General features: G+C 69.3%; 28 protein-coding genes and 2 pseudogenes. 4 read left to right on the top strand and 26 right to left on the bottom strand.

The genetic code is table 11. The annotated features are described in order from the left end of the window. Window positions 1-169 precede the first annotated feature (169 nt). The 3 genes from H4F70_RS06690 to H4F70_RS06680 are packed head-to-tail and all read left to right on the top strand — an operon-like array spanning window position 170 to window position 2,066. Window positions 170-346, top strand: a complete 177-nt coding sequence (locus H4F70_RS06690) for a hypothetical protein (RefSeq protein WP_182359593.1) — start codon at window positions 170-172, stop codon at window positions 344-346. A 41-nt stretch (window positions 347-387) separates the two neighbouring features. Then, on the top strand, window positions 388-1,233 hold the full coding sequence (locus H4F70_RS20905) for a tyrosine-type recombinase/integrase (protein WP_276520637.1): 846 nt from the start codon (window positions 388-390) through the stop codon (window positions 1,231-1,233). 41 nt (window positions 1,234-1,274) lie between these two features. After that, entirely contained in the window at window positions 1,275-2,066 is a 792-nt protein-coding gene (locus H4F70_RS06680; protein WP_182359591.1) for a nuclear transport factor 2 family protein, read from the top strand. A gap of 224 nt (window positions 2,067-2,290) precedes the next feature. On the opposite strand, the gene H4F70_RS06675 is transcribed toward H4F70_RS06680, so the two are convergent. From H4F70_RS06675 to H4F70_RS06665, 3 genes are all read right to left on the bottom strand, one after another. Then, complete coding sequence (locus H4F70_RS06675; RefSeq protein WP_182359590.1) at window positions 2,291-2,626, bottom strand: STAS domain-containing protein; 336 nt, start codon at window positions 2,624-2,626, stop codon at window positions 2,291-2,293. A 435-nt stretch (window positions 2,627-3,061) separates the two neighbouring features. Next, window positions 3,062-3,433, bottom strand: coding sequence for a hypothetical protein (locus tag H4F70_RS06670; protein WP_182359589.1), 372 nt, complete (start codon window positions 3,431-3,433; stop codon window positions 3,062-3,064). Beyond that, the gene (locus H4F70_RS06665) at window positions 3,430-3,927 is read right to left on the bottom strand and encodes an ImmA/IrrE family metallo-endopeptidase (protein ID WP_182359588.1); all 498 of its coding nucleotides are present in this window, start codon (window positions 3,925-3,927) and stop codon (window positions 3,430-3,432) included. Before H4F70_RS06665 ends, H4F70_RS06670 begins: the two co-directional genes overlap by 4 nt. Window positions 3,928-4,274: 347 nt before the next feature. Here H4F70_RS06665 and H4F70_RS06660 point away from each other — a divergent pair, with 347 nt between their 5' ends. Further along, the gene (locus H4F70_RS06660) at window positions 4,275-4,451 is read left to right on the top strand and encodes a hypothetical protein (protein ID WP_182359587.1); all 177 of its coding nucleotides are present in this window, start codon (window positions 4,275-4,277) and stop codon (window positions 4,449-4,451) included. Between the two features lie 532 nt (window positions 4,452-4,983). Here H4F70_RS06660 and H4F70_RS06655 read toward each other — a convergent pair. From H4F70_RS06655 to H4F70_RS06550, 23 genes and pseudogenes are all read right to left on the bottom strand, one after another. Continuing rightward, window positions 4,984-5,319 (bottom strand): hypothetical protein, encoded by a 336-nt coding sequence (locus tag H4F70_RS06655; RefSeq protein WP_182359586.1) that lies wholly within the window; start codon window positions 5,317-5,319, stop codon window positions 4,984-4,986. A gap of 19 nt (window positions 5,320-5,338) precedes the next feature. Further along, on the bottom strand, window positions 5,339-5,686 hold the full coding sequence (locus tag H4F70_RS06650) for a hypothetical protein (RefSeq protein ID WP_182359585.1): 348 nt from the start codon (window positions 5,684-5,686) through the stop codon (window positions 5,339-5,341). 64 nt (window positions 5,687-5,750) lie between these two features. After that, entirely contained in the window at window positions 5,751-6,119 is a 369-nt protein-coding gene (locus H4F70_RS06645) for a hypothetical protein (RefSeq protein ID WP_182359584.1), read from the bottom strand. 1 nt (window position 6,120) lies between these two features. Continuing rightward, window positions 6,121-7,908, bottom strand: coding sequence for a phage tail fiber repeat family protein (locus tag H4F70_RS06640; protein ID WP_182359583.1), 1,788 nt, complete (start codon window positions 7,906-7,908; stop codon window positions 6,121-6,123). Next, complete coding sequence (locus H4F70_RS06635; RefSeq protein WP_182359582.1) at window positions 7,908-8,237, bottom strand: LtfC-like domain-containing protein; 330 nt, start codon at window positions 8,235-8,237, stop codon at window positions 7,908-7,910. The genes H4F70_RS06640 and H4F70_RS06635 overlap by 1 nt, the downstream gene beginning before the upstream one ends. Continuing rightward, on the bottom strand, window positions 8,237-8,581 hold the full coding sequence (locus tag H4F70_RS06630) for a hypothetical protein (protein ID WP_182359581.1): 345 nt from the start codon (window positions 8,579-8,581) through the stop codon (window positions 8,237-8,239). Before H4F70_RS06630 ends, H4F70_RS06635 begins: the two co-directional genes overlap by 1 nt. Window positions 8,582-8,587: 6 nt before the next feature. Beyond that, window positions 8,588-9,289 (bottom strand): glycine-rich domain-containing protein, encoded by a 702-nt coding sequence (locus tag H4F70_RS06625; RefSeq protein ID WP_182359580.1) that lies wholly within the window; start codon window positions 9,287-9,289, stop codon window positions 8,588-8,590. Further along, window positions 9,286-10,395 (bottom strand): glycine-rich domain-containing protein, encoded by a 1,110-nt coding sequence (locus tag H4F70_RS20805; RefSeq protein WP_182359579.1) that lies wholly within the window; start codon window positions 10,393-10,395, stop codon window positions 9,286-9,288. The genes H4F70_RS06625 and H4F70_RS20805 overlap by 4 nt, the downstream gene beginning before the upstream one ends. Beyond that, window positions 10,392-10,826, bottom strand: a complete 435-nt coding sequence (locus tag H4F70_RS06615) for a hypothetical protein (RefSeq protein WP_182359578.1) — start codon at window positions 10,824-10,826, stop codon at window positions 10,392-10,394. Before H4F70_RS06615 ends, H4F70_RS20805 begins: the two co-directional genes overlap by 4 nt. Window positions 10,827-10,828: 2 nt before the next feature. Further along, window positions 10,829-11,068, bottom strand: a complete 240-nt coding sequence (locus tag H4F70_RS06610) for a holin (protein ID WP_182359577.1) — start codon at window positions 11,066-11,068, stop codon at window positions 10,829-10,831. Window positions 11,069-11,155: 87 nt separating this feature from the next. Then, window positions 11,156-11,926: pseudogene (locus H4F70_RS20395) on the bottom strand (glycoside hydrolase family 19 protein); the annotation flags it as partial. A gap of 132 nt (window positions 11,927-12,058) precedes the next feature. Beyond that, window positions 12,059-12,544: pseudogene (locus H4F70_RS20390) on the bottom strand (M15 family metallopeptidase); the annotation flags it as partial. 2 nt (window positions 12,545-12,546) lie between these two features. Next, window positions 12,547-13,146 (bottom strand): phage gene 29 protein family protein, encoded by a 600-nt coding sequence (locus H4F70_RS06600; protein ID WP_182359575.1) that lies wholly within the window; start codon window positions 13,144-13,146, stop codon window positions 12,547-12,549. A gap of 12 nt (window positions 13,147-13,158) precedes the next feature. Next, window positions 13,159-14,805: a Gp37-like protein gene (locus tag H4F70_RS06595; protein WP_182359574.1), complete on the bottom strand. Its 1,647-nt coding sequence runs from the start codon at window positions 14,803-14,805 to the stop codon at window positions 13,159-13,161. Further along, window positions 14,802-15,722, bottom strand: a complete 921-nt coding sequence (locus H4F70_RS06590; RefSeq protein WP_182359573.1) for a hypothetical protein — start codon at window positions 15,720-15,722, stop codon at window positions 14,802-14,804. Before H4F70_RS06590 ends, H4F70_RS06595 begins: the two co-directional genes overlap by 4 nt. Next, entirely contained in the window at window positions 15,719-19,618 is a 3,900-nt protein-coding gene (locus tag H4F70_RS06585; protein WP_182359572.1) for a phage tail tape measure protein, read from the bottom strand. The genes H4F70_RS06590 and H4F70_RS06585 overlap by 4 nt, the downstream gene beginning before the upstream one ends. A 27-nt stretch (window positions 19,619-19,645) precedes the next feature. Continuing rightward, on the bottom strand, window positions 19,646-19,975 hold the full coding sequence (locus H4F70_RS06580) for a hypothetical protein (RefSeq protein ID WP_182359571.1): 330 nt from the start codon (window positions 19,973-19,975) through the stop codon (window positions 19,646-19,648). Window positions 19,976-20,007: 32 nt separating this feature from the next. Next, window positions 20,008-20,391 (bottom strand): hypothetical protein, encoded by a 384-nt coding sequence (locus H4F70_RS06575; protein ID WP_182359570.1) that lies wholly within the window; start codon window positions 20,389-20,391, stop codon window positions 20,008-20,010. A 95-nt stretch (window positions 20,392-20,486) separates the two neighbouring features. Then, on the bottom strand, window positions 20,487-21,368 hold the full coding sequence (locus H4F70_RS06570; protein ID WP_182359568.1) for an Ig domain-containing protein: 882 nt from the start codon (window positions 21,366-21,368) through the stop codon (window positions 20,487-20,489). 95 nt (window positions 21,369-21,463) lie between these two features. Beyond that, a complete protein-coding gene (locus H4F70_RS06565) occupies window positions 21,464-21,862 on the bottom strand; it encodes a hypothetical protein (protein ID WP_182359566.1) in 399 nt (132 codons plus the stop codon). Then, window positions 21,862-22,134 (bottom strand): hypothetical protein, encoded by a 273-nt coding sequence (locus H4F70_RS06560; protein WP_182359565.1) that lies wholly within the window; start codon window positions 22,132-22,134, stop codon window positions 21,862-21,864. The genes H4F70_RS06565 and H4F70_RS06560 overlap by 1 nt, the downstream gene beginning before the upstream one ends. Next, window positions 22,134-22,511, bottom strand: coding sequence for a hypothetical protein (locus tag H4F70_RS06555; RefSeq protein ID WP_182359563.1), 378 nt, complete (start codon window positions 22,509-22,511; stop codon window positions 22,134-22,136). The genes H4F70_RS06560 and H4F70_RS06555 overlap by 1 nt, the downstream gene beginning before the upstream one ends. Continuing rightward, window positions 22,511-22,873 (bottom strand): hypothetical protein, encoded by a 363-nt coding sequence (locus tag H4F70_RS06550; RefSeq protein WP_182359561.1) that lies wholly within the window; start codon window positions 22,871-22,873, stop codon window positions 22,511-22,513. The genes H4F70_RS06555 and H4F70_RS06550 overlap by 1 nt, the downstream gene beginning before the upstream one ends. Window position 22,874 lies beyond the last annotated feature (1 nt).

Genomic DNA, 22,874 nt, shown 5'->3' with positions numbered 1-22,874 from the left:
CCCGAGGTCACCGGGCGGCCGGACGCGGAACGCGCCCGGCCGGCAGCGTGCCCCCTGTCGGGCTCGAACCGACGACCTGCGGATTAAAAGATCCGACGTTCGACGCTCAGGTCATCAGATTCGTCAGCCGCCGAGCCTCCCCGCAGGAACACGAGCCGGCGGCCGCGGCATGACCCTCGATGAATGCCGCGCCCGGATCGGCCTCGCCGTCACCTACGTCGGCATCCTCCAGAACCACGACCGCCCCTGCTGGATCCGCCGCGTCCACAAGTCCGGCGTCGTCGTCTGGTTCGAGGACACCCGGGCCCGAGACACGGTGCACCCCAACGATCTAACGATTCGATGAACTTCCCCCGGCAAAGCGCAGCGGCACGCAAGAATCCCCCCATGGAAACACCGCGCCCCCTGCATCTGGACGACTGGGAAGTTCACCAGTCCGCTGCCCGCCTCGCCCGCGTCACGATCACCGAACGCATCCGAGTCATCACCGCGTTCGCCACCGAGACCGAGCTGCAGCCGGCACATGCCCAGCCGATCGACATCGTCCGATGGATCGCCAGCCACGACGAGTGGTCACAGTCCACGGCCGCGACCTACCACTCCTACCTCGCCGCCTGGTTCAAGTGGCTCCACACCCAGGACCTGCGCGCCGACAACCCCATGCTGAAGGTGGGCACGCCGAAGTACCCCGACCGGCTCCCCCGCCCCGTCTCCGACCGCGACTTGCTGATCCTGCTCACCTCGCGCATGCGCACCAAGACCAGGGTCATGGTCCTGCTCGCCGCGCTCGCAGGCCTCCGAGTCCACGAGATCGCCAAGGTGTCCGGCGAGGACTTCGACCTCGACGACCACACCCTCCGCGTCCGAGGCAAGGGCGGGCGGATCGCGCTGATCCCCCTGCACCCGCTCCTCCTCGAGGCCGCGGCGACGATGCCGCGCCGAGGCCACTGGTTCCCCGCGAACTCACGGCTCCCCGCCGGTGAGCACGTCCGGTCCAGGTCCGTGTCCGATGTCGTCGGCCGGGCCATGCGACGGGCCAAGGTCGCCGGCACACCCCACTCACTGCGGCACTGGTTCGGCACCACCCTGCTCGACGACGGCGCCGACCTGCGCACGGTGCAGGAGCTGCTCCGGCACCGGTCACTCGCCACGACGCAGATCTACACCAAGGTCTCCGACATTCGACGGAACCAAGCGGTCGAGCGTCTCCGCCCGTTCGACCGTGCGGCATGATCCAATCGGTTGAACCGACCGACGATCATCGAAGGAGACCAATGAAGACGCGCGCTACCGCCGCCTTACCGGCCCTCGCCGCCGCGCTCGCCCTCGCGGGCTGCGGCAGCAGCATCGCCGACAGCTCAAGTAGCACGCCGGCCTCTGATGCGCCCGCCGTACAGTCACCCGACACTGACGCGGACGCCATCCGCACCGCGTTCGACAATGCGCGCAGCGGACCCGAGGGGGCGTGGGATGAACTCACCATCGGCTGCCGGGCGATCATGTCGATGATGCTCGGCGGGAAGGACGGGCTCGCCGACGCGTTCGCGCAGGACCCGCCCGGCCCGGTCACGGTCACCGACGTGTACGTCGCCGGCGATACCGCGGCTCTCGCCTACGTCGACGAGGAAGGTCCGCACACGGACCTGTGGGTGCGCACAGGTGACGGGTGGAAGAGCGATTGCGGACCGGACGCGCCCGACCTGCCTATCCGGCCCGGCACCAAGGCCAGCACGGAGCCCGCGCCGAGCGCCACCGCAAAGTCCTCCATGCCGGAGAACGTCCCCGCGGCGCAGCCTGCGCCCGTAGCCACCAAGCATATGCCTCCCCCGGCGAACGCCGAGCCCGCACAGGACCTGGCGCCACCGGCGCCGGCAGCCGTCGAGCAGTCGGTCACGACTGCGGACAGCGCGCCGCCGGTCGGGTTCACCGGAGCACCCCGCGGCGAACCTCAGCCGCTCACCGGTAAGACCATCGACTACTGCATGGACGACCCGACGATGTACCAGCCGGGCACGACCATGTTCACGGACGGCACCACCGGATGGACTCAGGACTGCGCAAGCTGAGACGGCTCACGGATCCGGCGCATGCTGCATGAGCTGGACCACGAAGACCCTAGCGGGCGCGACTACTTACCCTGCGACCGCAGAACGGCCCCGGACCGAATGGTCCGGGGCCGTTGCCGACGCGCAGGGGGGTGCGCGCCGTTCGTCCGCAGGGGGATGCGGACACTTACTTGGACGCACCCGGCGCGCCGCCGGTTCCGCCCCCGATGCCCCAGCATGGTCGGTCACACCCGCATGGCGGCCTGCGCGTCGCAGTAGGCGAGCGCCTCGCCCACATTGCGGCGCAGCTCCACGTCGGCGCCGATCATCCGCAACGGCCGTGCCACCGGACGCGACGCCACCACCACGCACGCCACCTGCTCGTAGCGGGCAGCACCGCAGAAATCCATCAGGGTGGCCAAGCTCGGCGAGTTCATGAAATCGACGCTAGTCGCGTCGACCACGACGCCGCCGGCGGTCGGGTCATCGAGCAGCCCGGCCAACGCGTCAGCGAGACGGGCCGGCTGTGGATCATCCGCCGTCCCGGACAAGGACAGCAGGACCGTCGGGCCCAGGATCACCCGGTCGATTGTGAAGACACCGGCATCGACGGCGCCGTCGCACAACATGGACTCCACGAAACCGCAGGCATCTGCCCACGGGGCAGCAGGTTGAAGTACTGGCATAAAGCTGCACTCCTCCTCGACTCGAGCTGCATGGCCGCCGCCGCGAGGTGCGCGTGTGCGGCGGCCGACTCATCGGCTACCGCCCCCCGTTCACGGGCCGGTAGTGATGCCCAGGAACGGCTGTGTTTTCAACCGCACGTGGCCAACCTTACTCGGCGGCGCGCACCTGTGTGACCGTCCAAGATGTCTCAGCTCAGCCACCGCGGGAAGCACAGCCGTGTCATTCGGACGGTCTACACGCGCGCGGCGCATTCGCCCGGCCAAGCATCGCTGACTCCACTGGCGCTGGGGCCCTGTCCGACGGTCCGAGTCGCATTCAAATGTAAATGGCTATGACTCGTCGTCGTGATGGAACAAGTACTTCGCGATGATCACAACTATGCCGATTACCTCAACGATCGTCGCGGAGATCCACGCCACCATCACCGTGTCGGAGATTCGCCCCCACTGCGAACACATGTAAGCCACGAATATCCCGAAGTTCCCGGAAATACAGCCGACTGCGACCCACGTCGCCCAACTATAGAAGTGGCCGCGTTGCTTGTTGTCTTGCCGTTTACGCTTGAGCGCTTCGCGCGCACTCTCGTTTGCCTCGTCGAATGTCGCGGTAGGCTGTTCACTCTGTGGCTCGGCGAGCGCGTCAACGCTGAGGCCGGAGTACTGCTCGTATGCGTCTAACGCACGCGCATCATCATCAGTCACGCAGCGACAGCTTTGCCGAGGATCTTCAGCCGCACGCGCATAGCTGGCAGCGACACGTCGAAGTGTTCCGCCATCGCAATCGGGTGGACTCCTTCGTCCGCCATCCGTATGACTTCGTTCGCCGGCATCAGTAAATTGCCTGCGAACTCGTCAGCGTAGAACTCGTGTGCGTCACGGTGCCGAGGCACTCTGCGGTCCACGAACGCGAACTTCCGAGGCGCGTTAATACGGTTCGTGCGCTCAACGTAGTGCCCAATCTCGTGCGCACACGTGAAGCGCTGGCGGGTCGGGGCGTCAGTGATCTCGAGCAGGATCCGCGGCCGCTTACCCTCCTCGGAGATGATCATCCCAGACGTATCGTCGTCGAGAGGAGCGAACTGTACGTCGATGTCCATCTCCCGGGCGATGCTGAACGGGTCCACAGGAAACTTCCGGGGCAAGTACGTGTCGAGCGCGGCCTCCGCCGCTTGCCGGGCAGCATCCTTGATCAACATCGAGCACCTCCTCAGCCTTTCCGGTAGCCCCTCATCAGGTACAACGCCAGTTATCCACAAAGTAATCCACAAGCATGCTTGACATCCGCTTGGCTCTGTGTATTTCGGGTCACTGCCCACAGAGTAGCGCACCCTCAGCGGCGCGCGGAGGAGGCTGCCCACTTCTGTCGTGTGGTGCACAACATGATGCGGGCTTGGTCCTGCACCCCGTCTGTCTACCGTCGCGTGCGATCGGCAAACCGCCGGTCAGACGAGTGGAAGGCGGAGAGCTGATGGCTCCGAATGATGTGAAGACCAGCGGACGGTATAGGCGCACCGGCGATCCGCTCCCCCGGGGCGGGCTCTGGATGAGCCGCCACGGCAAGTACGTCTTCGTGCAGGCTCCCGCGCACGGCGTCTTCCCGCACTGTCCATGCTGCGGCCGACCCGAGCGCTGGGCGCTGAGTCCGTACCTGCCCGGCGAGGTGTGGCCGCCCGAAGGGTGGGTCGAGCTGCAGAAGCGGCAGAGCGTACCGATCTACTGAGGCACGGCGGCCGGCCCCCGTGCGTCGTCCACGCGCGGGGGCCGGGGTGGCCGCCGCCCCTCTGAGCTGCGACCAGCGCGGACTCTACCCCGACCGTGTTCCATCAGCGGCAGGAATACGGCAACCCGCGCCTTCCTCTTGCGCCCGATGCAACACCCGCCGCCGCTGCGCGCGCACGACGCGGCCCCGAGCGCGGGGCTCTGGGATCCCGGGCGCGGGGCCGGTCGGCCGGCACTGCCGATCACGCAATGTCCAGCTACCCCTGATCGTAGGCCGACCACTACGGCCGAGCCCAGTGGTAAATCGGGGCGCCGCGCCCGGCCGGTCCGCCAACCAGCAGGAGCGCGGCGCCCCGGCATGCTCCGGCCCCGCCCGGTGGTTGGAACGCCTCAGGCGGGGCCGGTCCCGGCATCGGGGGCCAGGGATACGCCGCTCTCCTGGGAGGGGTGGAGCGGCGCACCCACACCCTAAAACGGGGCACGCGCCCTTGTTTGGCACGCCTTCCGTTGGGCGGGAACAGGAACCGGGCCTGTCACACGTCGAGCGTGGCCGTGTGCACCACCAGATCGACCGTCACGTCCGCGCTCCCGGATTTCTCCAGGGTGGTAGTCGTCCCCCCTGCGAGGACGACAGCGTACCGGTAGGTGTGCACGCCCGACGAGGTAGACAAGTCCTTTCCGCCGAACGTGATCCGGTACGAGCGATACGACGGGTCGCCCGACGCGGCGCCCGTGATCGCACACACCCAGGTCTCACCGGCGGGCACAGTCACCGTGTGGAGCGTGACGGTCCCCGCATAGGGGCCGCCCACCAGGGGCGTCTGCTCCATGCCTCCGCCCAGCCTTCCCACCAGCCGCGCGGTGATCATGCGACCACCGCCGCACCAGTCAGCTCACCTTCGCCGCATACACCGTGCCGTCGAACGATGCCGTCGTCACCGACGAGCCACCCGAGATCTGCACACGCACAGCCTCCGGGCCCGTCACCACGGACGCTGCAGTCACCGATGCCGACCCGGACGCCTCCTGGCTGAGCGACCCCCCGACCCGGAAGTACGCTGTGCGCGTCGAACGCCCCGAATCCAGCACGCCGTCGCCGACGACCACCCACGTCTCCCCATCGGGGACTGTGACCTCGCAGATCGTCTTCCACGAGGAGCCGTAAGAGCTGTCCGTCACGGGCGTCTGCTCCATGCCTCCGCCAAGCTTGCCGACGAGCCGCGCTGTGATGGCCATTCAGCCCACCACCCGCGGCGACCGGCCGAGAGAGAGAGAGAGAGAGAGTCGTTGCGCGCGGCAATCATGCCGTACCTCCCAGCGGATACGCGATGCACAGGGCCCATTCCAACGGTCGGTCTCCTTGGCCGTTGTTCGTGGCCATCATCTGCGGCACCGTCGCCGCGGTCAGCGTCACATCAGTGGACAGGATGCCGACCTGCGAATACTTCGACGGGCACTGCTGGCCCAGAAAGTACGTCACGATGATCGGCGACGTAGCGAGGGTGAACATGTGCACCCGGTACTGGCCTGGCGGCAGCTCGCCGCCCGCTGTCGTTGCCGGCACCGGGATCGGCGACGCCGTCCACTGCGGGACCGTGAAGCCGGTGACCTCGCCAGCCCACATGGTCGCCCCTCCCAACGCGCCCACCTTCTCCGCTGTGATCGCCATGTCAGATCCCCGTGATCTTGTAGTAGTCCATCGTCGCCTCGTCGAGCCACCAGTCGCCGACCTTCGCGCCCGGGATCGTGGTCGGCGGCGGGCCCGTCCCCGAATGGGTGATCCCCGCTGGCCGGTACTGCTCCACCAGCGCCTGCATATCCGCTAGCGCGGGCACACCGATCGACGACCGCGCCTGCGCCGCCGTGCCCGTCAACACACCCCGCCCGGTCGCCGAGGCGTCACTGATCTGCGACGCCGTGTGCGTGTGCACGGTGTCCGCTTTCCCCGCCAGGCCGGCGTCGACGTACGTCTTGTCGGCCTTCGTACCGATCTCCGCGTTCACCGTGGCCGCGAAGTTCGGGTCGTTGTCGAGCGCGGCGGCGAGCTCGTTCAGCGTGTCCAGCGCGCCCGGTGCCCCGTTCACCAGGGCGGCCACGGCGTCGTCAATAGCCGCCTGCAGCCCGGTCACGTCCGCCGTGGTGTGGGTATGGCCGACCGGGCTCTTGCCGTCCAGCTCGCCCTGCAGCCCGGTCACATCTGAAATGAGGTGCGTGTGCCCCGGCTGGGAGGCGGTGTCCGCCGCGGCGAGGGATGACTGCACCGGCGACGCCAGGTCCGTGAGGGTCCACCCGCCGGCGGGCGCGCCCGTCTCGGCGTTCGCCGCCGCCTGCTCGGCCCGGTCCGCATCATCCGACGCCGACAATGCCGAGGCTGCTGCCGCGTCCCGGTCGAGGCCCGTCTGCACCCGGTCCGCTGCCGTCGCGGTGGCGTCGCCGCCCGTGGCGACCCGGTCCGCCGCCGTCGCCGTGGCATCGGCGCCGGTGGCCTGCCGGTCCAGTGCGGTCTGGGCCGCATCGTCCGCCGCCGCCTGTGCCGACGCCGCCGCGTCCGCTGCCGCCTGGCCCGCGGCGACTCGATCTGCGGCCGTGGCCTGCGCGTCCTGGCCGGTCTGGACACGGTCTGCCGCGGTGGCCGTGGCGTCCGCATCCGCATCCGCCGCCGACTGGGCGGCCGACGTCGCCGACCCGTCCGCTGCCGCCGCGTCCTGGCCTGTCGCGGCCCGATCCGCAGCCGTTGCCGTGGCGTCCAGCCCAGTCTGTGTCCGGTCGGCCGCGGTGGCCTGCGCGTCCAGGCCGGTCTGGACACGGTCGGCCGCGGTCGCCGCAGCATCGGCGCCGGTGGCCTGCGCGTCGAGGCCAGTCTGCGTCCGGTCGGCCGCGGTCGCCGTGGCGTCGGCGCCGGTGGCCTGCCGGTCGAGTCCGGTCTGCGCCGCATCCGCATCCGCCGCGGCCGCCGACCCCGCGGCCGCCACTTCCGCATCATGCGCCGCGGCCGCGCTCGCCGCCGCCGCGGCCGCATCATCCTCGGCCGCCTGCACCGCGGGCACCGGCACCGTCTGCGACGTCGCATCCGAATAGGCGACCAGGAACCCGCCGGGCGCGGTCTGCACCGTCGTGATGCCCCGGCCCGTGTCGCCCTTCGGCCCGCGGATCTGGATGCCCTCCCCGTCCGGTGGCCACGCGTCTCCACCCCACACGTAGCCCAGGCCGTCCGCGCGGACGATGTACAACGCGCCCTCGTCCGCGGCGCCGAGGCCCGCAGGCAGGTCCGCCCACGTGTCCACCGTGCCGCGCACCTCGATGGACGTGCCATCGCGACCCGCGACCGGCACCAGCGTTCCGCCGGGCCGATGCCAGGATCCGACCACCGGCACGGTCGTGCCGCCGCTGATCGTGATGGACGACCCCAGCCCGGACAGGCCCGCCGCCGAATCCGTGTAACCGACCAGGCGCGCCATCAGAACCTCCGGGTTTGCGGGTCGTGCCGCTTGACCTTGAGGATGCCCAGATTCTCAGGCAGCTCGCCGGACTCGGTGAACCGCAGAATCCCGCCGGTGTTGTTCTCGATCGCGTCGGTCACGGTGGGCTCGATGCTGATCGTCGCGGTGTCGCCGTCGATGAGGAACGGGAACGTGGCCGCGCCGATGATCAGCTCGAGCGTGGCCCCGGCCGGGAACTCAGTGGGGTCGGTGGGCTGCTCCTGCTCCCAGCGGAAGACCCAGGAAAGCCCGGCCCCCTTGGACAGGTGGACGATGCCGCTGTCCGGCCCGATGCCGATGTTGATCATCAGCCCGCCTCGCCGTCGGCCGTGCCCGGCGCGCCGCCGGCCTCCGCAGGTGCGGCGAGGTCCGGTGCGCCCAGCGCGTAGCCCGCCACGAAGAGGCTGTACTCGTGGTTCGTGAACCCCTGGATCGAGCCGGGCAGCCGGCGGATCGACGCACCCCTCCGGGCCGTGGTCACCACGGTCTCCGGGTTGTTGAACTTGGTCGAGATGAACACGATCACCTCGTGCTCGGCCTGCTCGCGGCCGCCCTCGACGTGGCGGATCGGCTCGGAGAGCCGGTACTTCTTCGCTTCCCCGGCGAATCCGGGCACGTCATCGTCGATCAGATGCGCGGTCGGTACCACCATGGCCTCCTATGTGATGTCAGTGATGTTTGAAACGACCTGGATGATCGCGACCGACCCGGCCGCCCCGTCCTGACGGGCGCCCCCTCCCCCGGCCGGCCACTGCGGAAACTGCTGGCCGGCCCCCCCGCTGCGCGGCGCGCCGCCATGCCCGGCCTGGTGCACCCCCGGCCACAGCAGCGGCGCGTTCGTCGTGGTCGTCCCGTCGGACCGCAGGTTCATGCCCGACTGGCCGCCCCACGCATCGCCCACGCCAGCACCTCCTCCGCCGCCGCACAGCAGCTGCGCAGGCAGGGCCGTGACGGCCTCGCCCCACGCGCCGCTGCCCGCGCCGCCCTGCCCGCCGCGCAGCGGAGACACGCCGCCCATGCCGCCCAGCGGGTGGTCCTCCCCGCACTGCCCGCCCGGCGCCCGGTAGTCGGCGCCGAACCAGGAATCGCCGCCGTCAGACTGCCGGTAGACCCCGCCTGCGCCGACCACGATCTGCACGGCGTCGGGGAGCAGTGAGGCGGGGATCGGCTTCGATCTGAGGGCGCCGCCCCCGCCGCCTCCGACCTCGATGCCCGCGATGCCGCTGGTCGCCCAGCCGCCGCCGCCACCACCGCCGGTGAGCACGACGATCGCGTACGCCAAACCCACCGGCTTGTACCAAGTGCCGTCCGCGGTGAACACGTCCACCACCGAGTGATAGGCGAGAGTCGGCGCCGTCATATCTGCTCGACCACGAACACGCATGGACCTGCGCCAGTACCTCCGTAGCGAGCGCGTGAGCCATCCGCGTATCCACCACCACCGCCGCCCCCCGGGTAGCCGCCATCCGGGCGGTCGTACACGTCGGTGCTGCCTGACCCGCCGCCACCGCCGGTCGCTGTGATGCCCGCCGGATCCGCACCCGACTGCCCGCGCTGGCCGCCGCGGGCGATGCCGCCCTGGCCGCCGGAGCCGGCGACAGTGCTGCCGGAGCCTCCGCCGCCTCCGCCACCGCCCCCGCCGTGCAGCTCCTGCTGCATCACCGAGTCGCCGCCGTCCTGGCCGTCGAGCTGGTCGCCCGGATAGGCTCCGTGGCCGCCGTGCCCGCCGCGAATCATTCCGGACCCACCCGAGTTCGGCCGCGCGTACCGCGCCTGATCGCCGCCGAACCCGCCGTCGCCGCCGCCCGCGACGAGGACGTCGCCCGACGTCGTCGACACGCGAGCGTCACCGCCGCCGGCCCCCGGATTACCGTCGTAGGATCCGCCGTATCCGCCGGTGTAGAGCTCAATGTTCAGGATCCGGTCCGGCACCAGAGCGACTGGGATGCTCACGTGGATCTCGCCGCCCCCGCCACCACCGGCGCCGGGGTAGATGAGGTTGTAGTTCAGGTTCCACTTGCCGCCCGCGCCGCCGCCCCCACCACCGATGGCGATCAGGTACACCGATGACACACCATCGGAGATGTGGTGAGTGCCGGACCCGGTGTACACGGTGGCGTCGCCCTGCAGGATCAGCCGCTCGATCGTTGCCCGCACCTCGATCAGCTCCGAGGTGTGATTCGACACGACCGGCAGCTGGGCGATGTACGTGTTGTCGACGGTGCCCACGATCAGATCGAGGACGCCCTCGAACAGGTCACCGACTCCGGCGATGAAGTCGCCGACCATGTTCCCAATCGCGGCGGCGACCGAGAGGAACCCGCCGAGGATGTTCCCAAAGAAGTTCTGCCGCGCCTGCTCGGCCGGGTCGAGCAGCGACGCGCCTGGCGCCTGCTCGTCCTGCAGCCCCGAGATCTGGTCGTAGCCGCGGAAGTCTTCCGGCTGCTCCCCACTGGGCGTAGTCACAGCGTGTCCTCCGGATGGTGCTTCGCGATCGACGCGTCCGCCCGGCGGATCGCGGCATGCGTCTCCGCGCGCAGCCGCAGGAACTCGGACCGGTCCGCGTCACGGACCCGCTGAAACTCCGAGCGGTCCTCGGAGCGCAGCCGGGCGAATGTCTCCCGGTCCTCGCGCACCTCGCCGCCGATCCGCGCCGTGCGCCGCTCGAGCTCGCCGAGGACCCGATCCTGCGACGACATACGGTCGAGGATCTCCCCGTGCCTCGCGTCCTGCTCCTCACGCAGATTTGTCGAATGCGCGTTGGACACCTGGTCCTTGACCTCCCGCGTATCGCGGTACAGGCGGATCAGGGCAATCGTGATCGGCGTGACCACCACGCCTGCGACGGCGATGATCGCCCACAGCACAGGGTCGACGGACGCGGGAACCGACCCCACCGTCACTCCCCGCGCTGGCGGCCGCGCGCGGGCAGCAGCGACGGCGAATCGTGGTCACCGATGCCCGACGAGACGAGCGAGGTCAGCACGGAGACGAGTGCCGCCGTGCCGACGACGGCGGCCGCGTTACCCCAGTCGAGGTCGAGGACCGTCGTTCCCACGGCGAGCAGGGCGAGCAGCGCCTGCACGGCGGTCTTCACCGCGCGCTCGCCGGTGTCTTTCCAGAAGTTGATGGTCCACATTGCGTCCTCCTGCGGGTATGCGAAGACCCCCGCGGGCACTACAGCGGGGGTCGGGTTCGGGTGCGTATGAAGTTGTGGCCGGCTCGGCTACTCGTCGGCGGAGTCGTCGGGGTTCTCGCCGGGCGGCAGCTCGAAGCCGTCGATGCCGAGCTCCACGCCGATCACCGCGATGGCATCGACGAGGGTGCGGCCGCCGAGCTGCCGCCAGCCCGGCCACGACGCGGCGACGTCGACGACCCGGTTCCCGTGCTCATCTGTCGTGTAGACGAGATCGCGCGATCCGGTGAGCTGGGCGCGCACGTCCTTGGTGTCCGAGCCCATCGGGCCGACGAAGCCGGTGATGAAGTCGCCGATGAATGTCTTCAACTCGGCGACGTCTTGTGCTGTCATGTGGTCCTCCTCCGGTAGTAGCGCTTCGCCGAGGGCGAGGCAGTGGTTGTAGCGGCGTCGGCGGTCGGCGAGGCCGTTGGTCCCGCCGTTGATGCAGCGGGTCGCGCCCTCGAGATCCCGGCGGTCCGCGTATCCGTTGAGCCCGCGGGTGACCCAGTACCAGACCGCGCCGATGAACCCGGTCGTGTCGTCTGCCAGCGCGTGCGGGTTGTCCACGAAGAACGACGACGTCGGCACCAGGCCCTGCTCGTAGGCCCAGCGGGAGCACTCGGTGTAGTTCGCCCGGCCGGTCACCTGGATCGGCCCGCGCCCGTGGAACCGGTAGCCGTCACCCGGCTGCGAGTTCCCGAGGTCGGCGCGGCCTTCGTAGCCGCGCTGGGCGACCGTGGGCCCCCAGATCTCCTGCATCCACCGCAGCCCGCCGGACTCGTGGCCGAGCTGGGCGCACCACATGGCCGCCCGCTCCACCGTGGTGACGTCGGCGGCGCGCATCGCCGCGGTGAACGCGGGCAGCAGCTCCGCGTACCGGGAGACACCGATCGCCCCGCCCATCGCCTCCGAGAGCACCTCGGCGGTCAGGCCCTGCGGGCCGCCGCGCTCGGGTGCCCAGATGCCGAGGTAGCCGTCGCGGAGCTTGGCCGCGAACGCCTCGTTGCGCGCGTCGCCTTCGCTATGGGCCATCTGGTAGTGCATTTCGTCTGCACGCTGCCAGTCGGCGCCCCAGAACACTGTGCCCTCGAACAGAGCAAGACCTTGGCGGACCTTGGCGATCTTGTCGGCCGGCATCCTGCGCGCACCCCACGGGTAGCGGGGCGCGTTCACGTCCACGGCCGTGCCGGACAGGTGGTTCGACGTGGCGACCGCGTTCTCGCGGGACCACCCCCATATCGGCGTGACGATCTCCTCGACGTTGCGGTCATACCAGTACAGCCAGGCGCCGAGGATCGTCAATGGCGCACCCGTGCGGATCGGCGCTGTGTCGGTGAGATACAACTCGGGGATGCGGACGATGTCGCACTCGTCCCTGTTGCACATCCTCCACCCGTTCTCCGAATGGGTGTGCCCGTAGGCGGTCCGGAAACTCACTGTCACACCTCCTTGCCGTGGCCGCGGTGCGCGGCCGGATCGTCGGCGACGCGCATCTTCTGCTCCCACACGCTGCGGCGCCGCAGCGCCTCGTCGATCGCTTCGCGCTCCACCTTCAGCGCCTTCACCTGGTCGTCCGACAGTGCCTCGACGTCGACCGGCTCGGGCTCGACGCGCTTGGGCGGCGGCGCATTCATCGGCACCCACTTGCCGGGGTTCACCCAGCACTCCGGGCCAGCCTCGGGCGGGTCGTGCCGGATCACCTGGCGGGGCAGGCCCGCCACCGCCACCGTCCCGTCCTTGTCTGCCAGCGCGGCGACGTCGTCGACGTGGATCAGGCCGGCACGCTCGGCGTGCCGCGCGTACAGGTCGGCGAGCTCGACCGGCATCTGGAAGCCCATCTCCTCCCCCGCCCCGGGCGGGGTGCCCTGCGGCGCGTGGAAGACCCACCGGTACCGCGCGGGCCCCGGATCCGGGCCTGCCGGTTCGGGGTCCGGGGGCCGGAACTTCGGCGGCGGCGTGGCCGCCGATTTGCGGGCGGCCGCCCGCGCGCGGGCGCGGGCCCGCGTCTTCGCCTCCTCGATCCGCTGCTGCTCATCCATGGTCAGGCCTCCTCACGATTGGACTGCGATCTGCTGGGCGATCGTCGACACCGCCTGCAGTACACGGGCCAGGCGGGCCGTCGGCGAGGTGTCGTCGTCGTCCTTGCCGACCGCCAGCGTCCAGCCGACCGGATCGTTCGGGCCGAAGGTGAGCCGTGCCGTGCGGATCTGGTCGGTGTAGAGGACCCCCGACATTCCGAGCTCCATCGACACCCGGTCACCCATGACGGCGTGCATGCCGTACCAGTAGGGCTGGCCGTTGACGACCTCCACCTGGAACGACGTGTACGGCTGCACGGCCATCTGCCCGGTGCGGAACGCGGCCAGCGTCGACGGGGAGAACCCGTTCTGCCCCGACGACTCCCAGTACTCGCCGTAGGCGTCGCGGCCCATTTCGTCGCGCAGGTTCGTCAGGTCCGCGCGCGCGAATGCGAGGATCACGTCCTCGATCTGCTCGTCAAAGATGCCCAGCGCCAAGCCGGGGTTGAGGAAGATCATGCCGATGTAGCCGAGGATCGCGTTCGCGATCAGCTTCACCCCGGTGTTCACCCAGCCCGGCGACTTGCCGCCGGTGAGGATCGCCGACGCGATCGCCTTGTGCTGGGTCTTGCGCCACTTCACGATCCCGGACTGGCCGGTCCCCGTGGCCGTGGTGTACCGCTGGGCGGCGTACCAGACGACGGCCGGCACCTCCTTGACCGTCCCCCACTTGTCCTCGGAGTACTCCTTCGGCTCTTCGTACGGGACCGGGGTCTTCGTCTCCTGAATGTTGTCGCCGAGGATCGACCGAACAAACGGCATGAACCCGTCGAGCAGCGTGCCCGTCTTACCGCGCACCCCTCCCTTGTCGACGACGTCCCAGATGAGAGTCGGCATCGTGATCGTCGCGTACTCGGGGAACGGCTGCTCGTCCCCGGGCAACCAGCGGGTCGCGGTCAGCTGCAGGCCCGCGTCCTCGAGGATGGCCTTGACGACGTCGTAGAAGTTGCCCATCCGGGTGGCGATGATGCAGTGCATCGACGTGTCGTTGAACAGTCCGGTGCCACGAGGGTTGACGATGTGCGGCCAGTTCGCCGCCTCGAAGTCCTGCGCCCACGCCGTTTTGGAGAAGATGTCCGCGGGCAACCGCCAGAACGGCTGGTACCGGCGCAGCAAGTTCAGGTGCAGCAGCGTCTTCACACCGGTGACGGACGGCCCGAAGTAGGGGTAGATCTTCGGCCACTGCACCTGCAGCAGGAAGAACGGGTTCGGGTAGCAGTAGATCTTCTTCGCGTGCTGCAAGTCGTGAAGGAAGCTGATGTTCATCGACTCGAAGCCGTCCGAGTCCATCGACTCCTCGATGGTCTGCGCCTTGCCCGCCCACTCGGTGTGCGACTGCGTCACCCGGACGTGCAGGTCCTCGGCTTCGGTGACGTTCTCCGAGATCCACTGTGCCACCGGGTTCGCCGCAAGCTGGGCGAGCTTGCCCTCGCCGGCGTCGTTGTACAGGTCGGTGAAGTCGCCGGAGATCGCATCATCAACGGTCGAGAGGAACCGCCAGTCCTTGTCGTAGATGTCGACCTCGGCCGGGGCCTGCGCCTGCGCGACGATCTCGTCCCACCATGCGTCGTGGTAGGCCTCGACCTCGTCGAACCCGGCCAGCGCCGCGGGCGCGGTCACAGCGTCCTCCCGTACGGCCGCTCATAGCGGGGTGTCAGCTTGACCCGGATGCCCGCGGTCGCCGACCCGGTCACCGTCACCGGGAACTCGAAGGGTCCCTCTCCGCCGCGACTCGGCGGGATCGCGTGCGTCCACCTGGTTTGCCGCAGCTTGCCGAACGCCATCGGCTCGTCGAGCACCGACAGCGGGATCCGCTGCGGCGACGTGTCCACCATGCCGTGCTTGCCAGCCGCAAGCTCGGGCAGCGTGTGCATGATCCGCTGGCCTGCCTTCGCGTGCCCTTCCGGGTAGACGCCGAGACCGTCCGGGATCGTCCATGTCTGCGCCGCTTCCGACTCGCGGATGATCCAGCGCAGCCACGCATCATGGTCCCCCGTGTTCGGCAGGACCAGCGTCTCCGAATGCGTGCCCGACGACGGGTTCACGAACTCGTCAACGACCGGCGGCCCGTACCACCACGGGTCGAACGCCGTCACCTCGATCTCCCACACCGCATACCCCGCGCGCGCGGGATCCGTCCCGTCCGGCGCTGTCAGCTTCGGCGTGCCCGTGCGACGCACCGTGATCTCCCGCGCCTCGCCCCCATCGTCGGACTCGACACGGATGATCCAGTACACGCCCGGCCGGGCCACCGACCACAGCAGCGAATCGACGTCCTCCCACGAATCCCCGCCGTGCGCCTCGGTGCGGACGATCAGTGTGAACACGCGGGTCTCGACGCGGTCGCGTGACGGGATCGCCCCGGGCAGCGACGCGAGCACCTGCTGCGGCGTCGTGCGCGGCGCGTGATACATCGCCTTGAGCGATCCCTTGCCGAGCAGCACGCCCTGGGCGCCCATCTCCGGGCCGGCCACATCGAGCACCAGCTCGTCGATCCCGTCCGCGTTGCGGCGGATCATTTGCACCACACGGCTCACCGGCCGGCCCTCCCCATCACTACGGACAGTCGCTCACCGAGCGCCTCGACCGTCTTGTTCGCCGCATCCTCCGCGTCACGCACACCGTTGACGACGATCTCCGCGTTCACCGTCACCGGCGCATTCCCGGCCTGCGTCTGCTGGCCGGGCGACACCCGGGCCTGCTCGTTCACCAGCTGCGGCGACGAGAACATGTTCGACAGGCCGATGCGCCCGGTGACGTCGTTTCCCATCTCGGCGAGCGCATCCGCCCCGATCTGGGCGCCGATCTCCAACGGCGTCGCCAACCGGTCCCCGGCCGCCGTCGCCGACGCCCCACCGACAGCGCCCCCAGCAGGCGCTGCCGTACCGTCGGGCGGCGGCACGCCCGGTCCGGTCGGCGTCGTGTCCTCGAACCCGCCGGAAGGCCAGTTCGTCACGAACACGCGCACCGCATCACCGGCCGCCGACGCGGCGCCCACGCCGGATCCGCCGCCGGCCGATGCGCCGCTCCCGCCGCCGGCTGAAGAGACGCCCGACGAGGTACCCCCGCCGCCGGAAGCCATCGTGCCCAGGCCACCCGACGGGGCAAGCAGCCCGCCCATCTGCGAGGCATCTGTCATCGGCACCGACTTCGGGTCACCGCCGAGGAAGAACTCCGGCGGCAGATGCGCGTGGTCGGTGAACTGTCCCCACGCCGCGCCCACCGCGTTCCCGCCGTACTGGCCGTCCCCGCGGGCGCCGCCCATCTCGAAGTTCACGCCGTTCGGCAGGGTCGCCGCCGTGTGCCCGCCGTAGGGGCCGCCGTTGTACCAGCCGATGTTCAGCGACCCGGCTGGGCCGAGGCCCGGCTGGAAGCCCATCGACGCCAGCGCGGACTCCTCGTTGCCGGTGGCGAACCGGCCACCCCACGGGTCCATGCCCACCGCGTACCGGGCGAGTGCCGACACCGCGCCGGAGCAGTCGCCCCAGTGGACGCCTCCCCACACGTACGGCTGGCCCTCGACTCCCTGGGCGAACAGGGCCAGCTCCTGCTTGGAGACGAGACCGCCGTCAGCGAAGCCCGGCACCATCTCGTGCAACAGCGACGCGGGCGGAACCCACCCGGCGTTCACGGCCTGCAGCAGCGGCAGGTTCGCTGCGGTCGCCCGCGCGTTGACAACGAACTCGCGGTCCGACAGGGCCACCAGGTTCGCGTCATCTCGGGGCCCGCCGCGGCCGCGGAACAGTCCTCCGTCGGCCATGTGCGCGTCGGCCCACGAGACGAGGCTGTCGCCGAGCCCGCCGAGTCCCTTGCCGCCGAGGCCGGGCACCCAGTCGGGGATGTTGATCTTCTGCAGGATCGACCCGATGGCCTTCACCGCCACGGCGACGGCGTGCACGATGCCCTGCCAGATTCCGGAGATCGTGTCGCCGACCGCGGAGAATGTGTCGCCGACTCCGGAGAATCCGTCCTTGATGAAGTCGAAGGCGGGCTTGATCACGTTGTTCCAGGCGAAGTCGATCGCGCCGGAGATCCCATCCCACGCGGGCTTGATCGCGTTATTCCACAGCCACATCGCGATGTCGCCGACCGCCTGTACCCCGGACTTGAGGAAGTTGAACACCGGCATGATCACGCTGTTCCACGCGAACGAGATGATGTTGCCGATCCCCGCGAACGCAGGCTTGATCACGTTGTTCCACAGGAACATCACCGCGGGCACGATGATCTCGGTGATGTAGAACTTGTAGGCGTTGAACACCGGCATGATGATGTTGTTCCACGCCCACGAGATGACGTTGCCGATCCCCGCGAACGCCGGCTGGATCACGTTCCGCCACAGCGCGGTCACCACCGGCATCAGCGTCCCGGTGATCCACCCCCACAGGGCAGTGAACACGGGCTTGATCACCGAGTTCCACGCCCACGACACGGCCGTCTTGATCCCGTTCCACGCGGCCTGCACGATGTTCCGGAACGTCTCCGAATGCTGGTAGGCCAGCACTAGGGCAGTCACCAGCCCTGCGAGGGCAGCGACGATCAGCCCCACCGGGTTCATAGTCATCGTCCGGTTGAGCAGCATCTGGATCGTGTTCCACGCCGTCGTCGCGATCGTGATCCCCGTAACCGCGAGCCGGTATGCCGCGAACGCCGCTACCAGCGGGGCCGCCACCAGCGCGACGGTCTTGAGCAGGTCGGCGTTGCGCTGCATCCACGAGGCCATATCGGTCAGCGCCTGCACGAGCCCCTGCTGCACCGTCCGCTTCAGCGACTCGAGCGCGTTCCCCGCATTGCCATTAAGCGTGTCGCCCATCTGCTGGGCCGATCCGGCGAACCCCGCCATCCCGCCCGACCCGTCAGAGATGGCCTGCAGGAACTGAGGAATCTGGTCCACAGACAGATCTTCGAGCGGAGTGCCGAACAAGGCGATCGCCGCGTTCGCCCGGTCCGCCGGATTCTCCATCTGCAGCAGCGCCTGCGCAGTCTGCTGCAGCGCCTCGCGCGCACCCTCACCGCCGCCGGCGATCTTCGCCGCCATCTGCTCAGCATTCAAGCCGACTGCCTCGAACGCACTCGTCGAAGCCTTCGACATATCGGAGCCGCGGATCGTGAACTCCTTGAGCGCGTCACCGGTCTTATCGAGCGCCCACTTGCCCTGATCGGCCGCGGAGACGAGAAGCCCGAACGCCTGCTCGCCAGAGAAGCCCAGCGCCCGGAAGTTCGTGCCGTACTCGTTGAGGATCTCCGGCAGCTCCTCCCGCATCGCCGCCGGCACCCGCTGGAACGCGGTCGTCATCAGATCGAACGCCTGCGTCGTGTCCGCGGCAAGCCCGTTCGTCACCAGCTGCGACGCGGTCTGCACCGCCTGCGGCACGTCCACCTGGAAGACCTTCGAGAAGTTCAGCGCGTTCTGCGTGGCCGCGTCGAGCTCCGCGCCGCCGAGCCCCTCGAAGCTCGACGCGACGACGCCGACCGCCTGCGTCACAGACTCCATCGACTCACCCAACCCGCGCGAGTACAGGTCACCGGCCAGGCGCCCGTACTCGGCGGCCTTGTCCGGCGTCGCACCCAGCGACGCTGCCAGGGTGTCCGTGAGCTGCGCCTGGTTGATCGCCTCCATCCCCACGGCCACCGCCGCGCCGATACCGGCCGCGGCCCCTACGAAGTCCTTGATCTGCGATACCGCGCCGGAAGCCTTGTCCCCGTATGTCTCGAGCCCTTCGGCTCCCTGCCGTGACTCACGGCCCGAATCGGCGGCCGCGTCCGCAGCGTCCCGCACCGCCGCCTCGTGCAGCTTCTCCTTCGCCGTCACCTGCTCAGTAGTGGACTCGACCTCGGCGCGGGCCTTACGCACCGCAGCCTCGGCCCGGGCGAGCTTCTCGCCGGACGTCGACGCATCATCACGCAGCCTGTCGAGGCGCATCTCCTCGACCGTCAGCTTCCCGGCTGCATCAGCGGCACGGTCCTTCGCCGCCGACAGGTTGTCCTCAGCCCGGGCGACCGTGCGCACCGTGCCTTCCCCGCCGTCGCGCGCCGCCTTGAGATCCTTCGCCGCACGGGCCGTCTGCGTGGACGCCGTCTCGGCGCGACGCTGCGCCGACGCCAGCCCCTCCTCCGCGCGGGTCAGCTGCAGGTTCGTCGCCGAACCGGACTCGCGCAGGTCCTTCAGCTTGGCCTCGGCGATGCCCACCTTCCCCGCGAGGTCCGCCTCTCGCGCGCGGGCATCGCCGAGGGTCTTCGAGGCCTTGTCGATCTGCGCGGCCGACGCCGCCAGCCCGTCGGCCGCCGCGTCGCCCGCAGCCGCGCCCGCCTTGCCGAACCCTGCAGTGAACTCACGGCCGGACGAGCGCGCCGCGCCGGACGCCTCCTTGATGACCTTCGACGCGAACCCTTTGAGCGACGGGGCCACCGGCACCCACACGGTGTCGGCCACGAGATCACCACCTCACGACGAGAACGGTCACAGGGAATCGAGCCAGGCTTGCGCCTGCTCCGCCAGCTCCGGCGGAACGTGTCCGAGCTTCGACTGGTTCGCGCGGACGAGCTCCGACCACGGGAAGCGGGGCATGTCGTCGGAAGGCATCTCCGCCGACTTGTCGCCGTACGCCTTCCTCGTGGTCACGAGCAGGCCGAGCAGAACCCACAGCGTCTGCCAGGCCAGGTCGGTCTTTAGGTCGTACGGGCGGTCATCAGTGCGCCGCCAGTAGACGGGCGATTCCTGCGGCAGATACTTGACCAGGACCCGCAGCTTGCGCAGCGTGATGTCGCCGCGGTGAAACGCGGCGACCACGTCCCAGCCGTACGTCTGCTCGCAGGCGGCCTCTACCGCCTCCGGCGACGGCGCGAGGACGTCGAGGCTCGTGTAGGGCGCGTCTCCACCGCGTCACGCACTCGCGACATGTGCTCCTGGAAGGCGAGCAGGAAGATGCCCGAGCCGCCCTGGATCTCGAGCTGCTTGCCGTCGGCGCCCTCGATCGTCGCCGTCGCGGCCACGAACTCGGCGTACTGGTCGTCGCCCATGTACCAGGCGGCCATGTCGGGGTCGAAGTCGATCTCGGAGATCTCCTCCTTCTCCTCGTCAGTCAGCGTCTGCGGATCGCGGAACGTCCACGTACGGCCGGCGAAGTCGAACGGGATCCGATCACCGTCGACACCGGTCGCCTCGGCGCGCTGGGCGTAAAGTTCCTCCACGTTGATTCCGGGCATGTCAGGCCTTCCCTTCCGAACGTCAGGCCGAATAGATAGGTCGGGCGGCGGCGGGGGCCTGACGACCCGCCGCCGCCCGGTCGAGGGCGTCTCGGTCAGGAGACGGTGAGGGTGAGCTCCTTGGTTGCCGTCGCCGGGGTGGTCGCCGAATCGGTGACCGTCACGGTGAACGTCTCGGCGCCCGCCGTGGTCGGGGTGCCGGCGATCTCGCCCGCCGACGACAAGGTCAGCCCGTCCGGCAGCGTCCCGGTCGTCACCGCCCACGAGTACGGCGCCGTGCCACCCGACGCGGTGAGAGACCGCGAGTAGGCGGTGCCGGTGGTGGCGTCAGCCAGGTTCGTGGTCAGCACCTCGAGTGCTCCCGGCTGGGTCGACGCGTCCGTGTCGAAGCCGCCAAAGATCCACCGGCACGTCTTGCCCGCCAGATCCGGGTAGTCGGTGGCCGACGCCGGGAAGAAGCTGATCGTCACCTCGAGGCTGAACAGATCCGAGTTGACGAACTTGATCGCGCCGCGCGCGGACACCTGCGTGTCGAAGCCGATCAGCCGCACCTTGCGGATTCCGTCGATGATGTCGAGGTTCAGCTGGTAGTGGGCGAACTCAGGCAGCCCGGCCTCGTCGAAGTAGAACTCACCGTCCTGGCCCGCGACGATGGCGGCGGGGTCGACGCCGAGGAAGTAGGCGATGTTCTCGCGGGAGATCTCCCACAGCACCAGCTTGATCGACTTGACCGACTTGGTCAGATCCTTGCGGATCGCGACGACCTCCTGCCACGGGATGAACTCGTTCGACTCCTCGTCGAACGACAGCTCGATGCCGTCCGGGCTGATGTAGCCGACGTTGCGGTGCACCGACTTGTCGTACGGCCCGATCGTCGTCGACGGCGCGACGCCGACACCGGCCAGCCGTACCGCGCCGGTCTTCGCGACGGTCGTGTTCTTCTTGTTGAAGCCTTCCAGGACAGCCTGCTCGGCCATGTCTGATCACTCCTCACGTGGGGATGACACAGCCCCGGCCAGATGGGCCGGGGCTTGCTTGTCGGATTGGCTCGACGAGCGCCGAGCAGGGACAGTCAGGCGTGCGCGTCGAGAGAAAACTCGGCTCCCACGCGGCGCACACGCGGATTGAAGTCCGGCCTTGTCGCCCAGCCGGACGGCATCGACACCCGCGTCACCGGGGATGCGGCCACCTGCGGCAGCGAGAACATCACGTCCCGGATGATGCGGGTGAGAGGCTTCGTCGCCGCCAGCGACGGGGCGAACACTTCGACGTCGAACGCCGAGTTGTCGATGATCGGAGCAACACCGCCCCACGGAACGATCGGGTCCTCCCCCGGCGGCTCATCGACGAGCACCACTGGAAGCGCGTCCTCGAGCTGCTGCAGCGGCGGCAGCCGATCCGCTACCACCGCATCGGGCAGGCAGTCCGTCAGCAGGTCGATGACGAACGCCAGCAGGTCCCTGTCGCCCATCACCGGCCTCCCATCGCCCGGCGCAGGATCCGCATCCGCTTGGCCCGCGACGTCCCGTACTCGCCCTCCACATCCGACGAATGGACGTTGACGACGTACCGTCCATCCCTTCGGAACTCCTCGGCGAGGTGGAACTCGTTGCGCGAATCCGTCTCCTTCGCGTCGATGCGGCGCGCCCGCTGCACCATGTTCGTGGCACGCTGGCGCACCGCGGCACGCAACTCGTCGGACTGGTTGGCCTGCTCGAACACGTCGTGCACGTCGACGCCCATCAGCCCACCTTCCTCTCACAGCGGATCGTGGTGTGCCCGACGCGGGGATGGAGACGTTGGTCCGGATCGCCGACCACGTCGAGATCCCCGATGCCCGGCACCCGCACCCGGCACTGGGGTGCGACGTCGATGTGCGTGCCCGGCGGGGAGACGATCCGGTACCCAGTCCGCACCGCCTGCCGGTATGCGTCCTGCGCCTGCTGACCGCCGCCGCCGGTGACTTCCTCGGATGCGCCGAGCATCTGCACCTCGACGCCGAAGTCGACGGGGCTGACCTGCACACCCGGCACGACCTCGTCGTACACCCACACCGCGGCGCCGTACCGCTCCTCACGCTGCACCGGCCACACGACCGCGACGCCGAAGTAGTCGTACATCAGCAATCCCCGAAGAACCACTGCGGGGCGGACGCGGTCCCCACACCGAACAGATCCTTCTGATCGCGAGTGAACCGCAAAGTCGCCGCCGGATTCAGCAGCGTCGCCGACTCGACCACGTCACCCGCAGTATCCGAGTACGACGACTTACCCTCGTGCACGCCGGGCAGCAGCGCCGCGCGCACCATTTCGAGCGACACCTGCCGCGCCGTCGACTCGTCTTCCGAGCCCGGCACGACCGTCACGTGCCGGCGGATCAGCACCGCCGCCATGTCCAGCAGCTTCTCGGCCCGCACCTTCTCCGTCGCCTTGAGTGGACGCCACTGCGCCACAAGCTGCTCGACGGTCGCGAACGCTGCCACT

This window comes from Tomitella gaofuii, from assembly GCF_014126825.1.
GTDB classification, from domain to species: Bacteria; Actinomycetota; Actinomycetes; order Mycobacteriales; family Mycobacteriaceae; genus Tomitella; species Tomitella gaofuii.
Note: the sequence above shows the minus strand (reverse complement) of the source record. Positions and strands in the feature narration are given on the sequence as shown.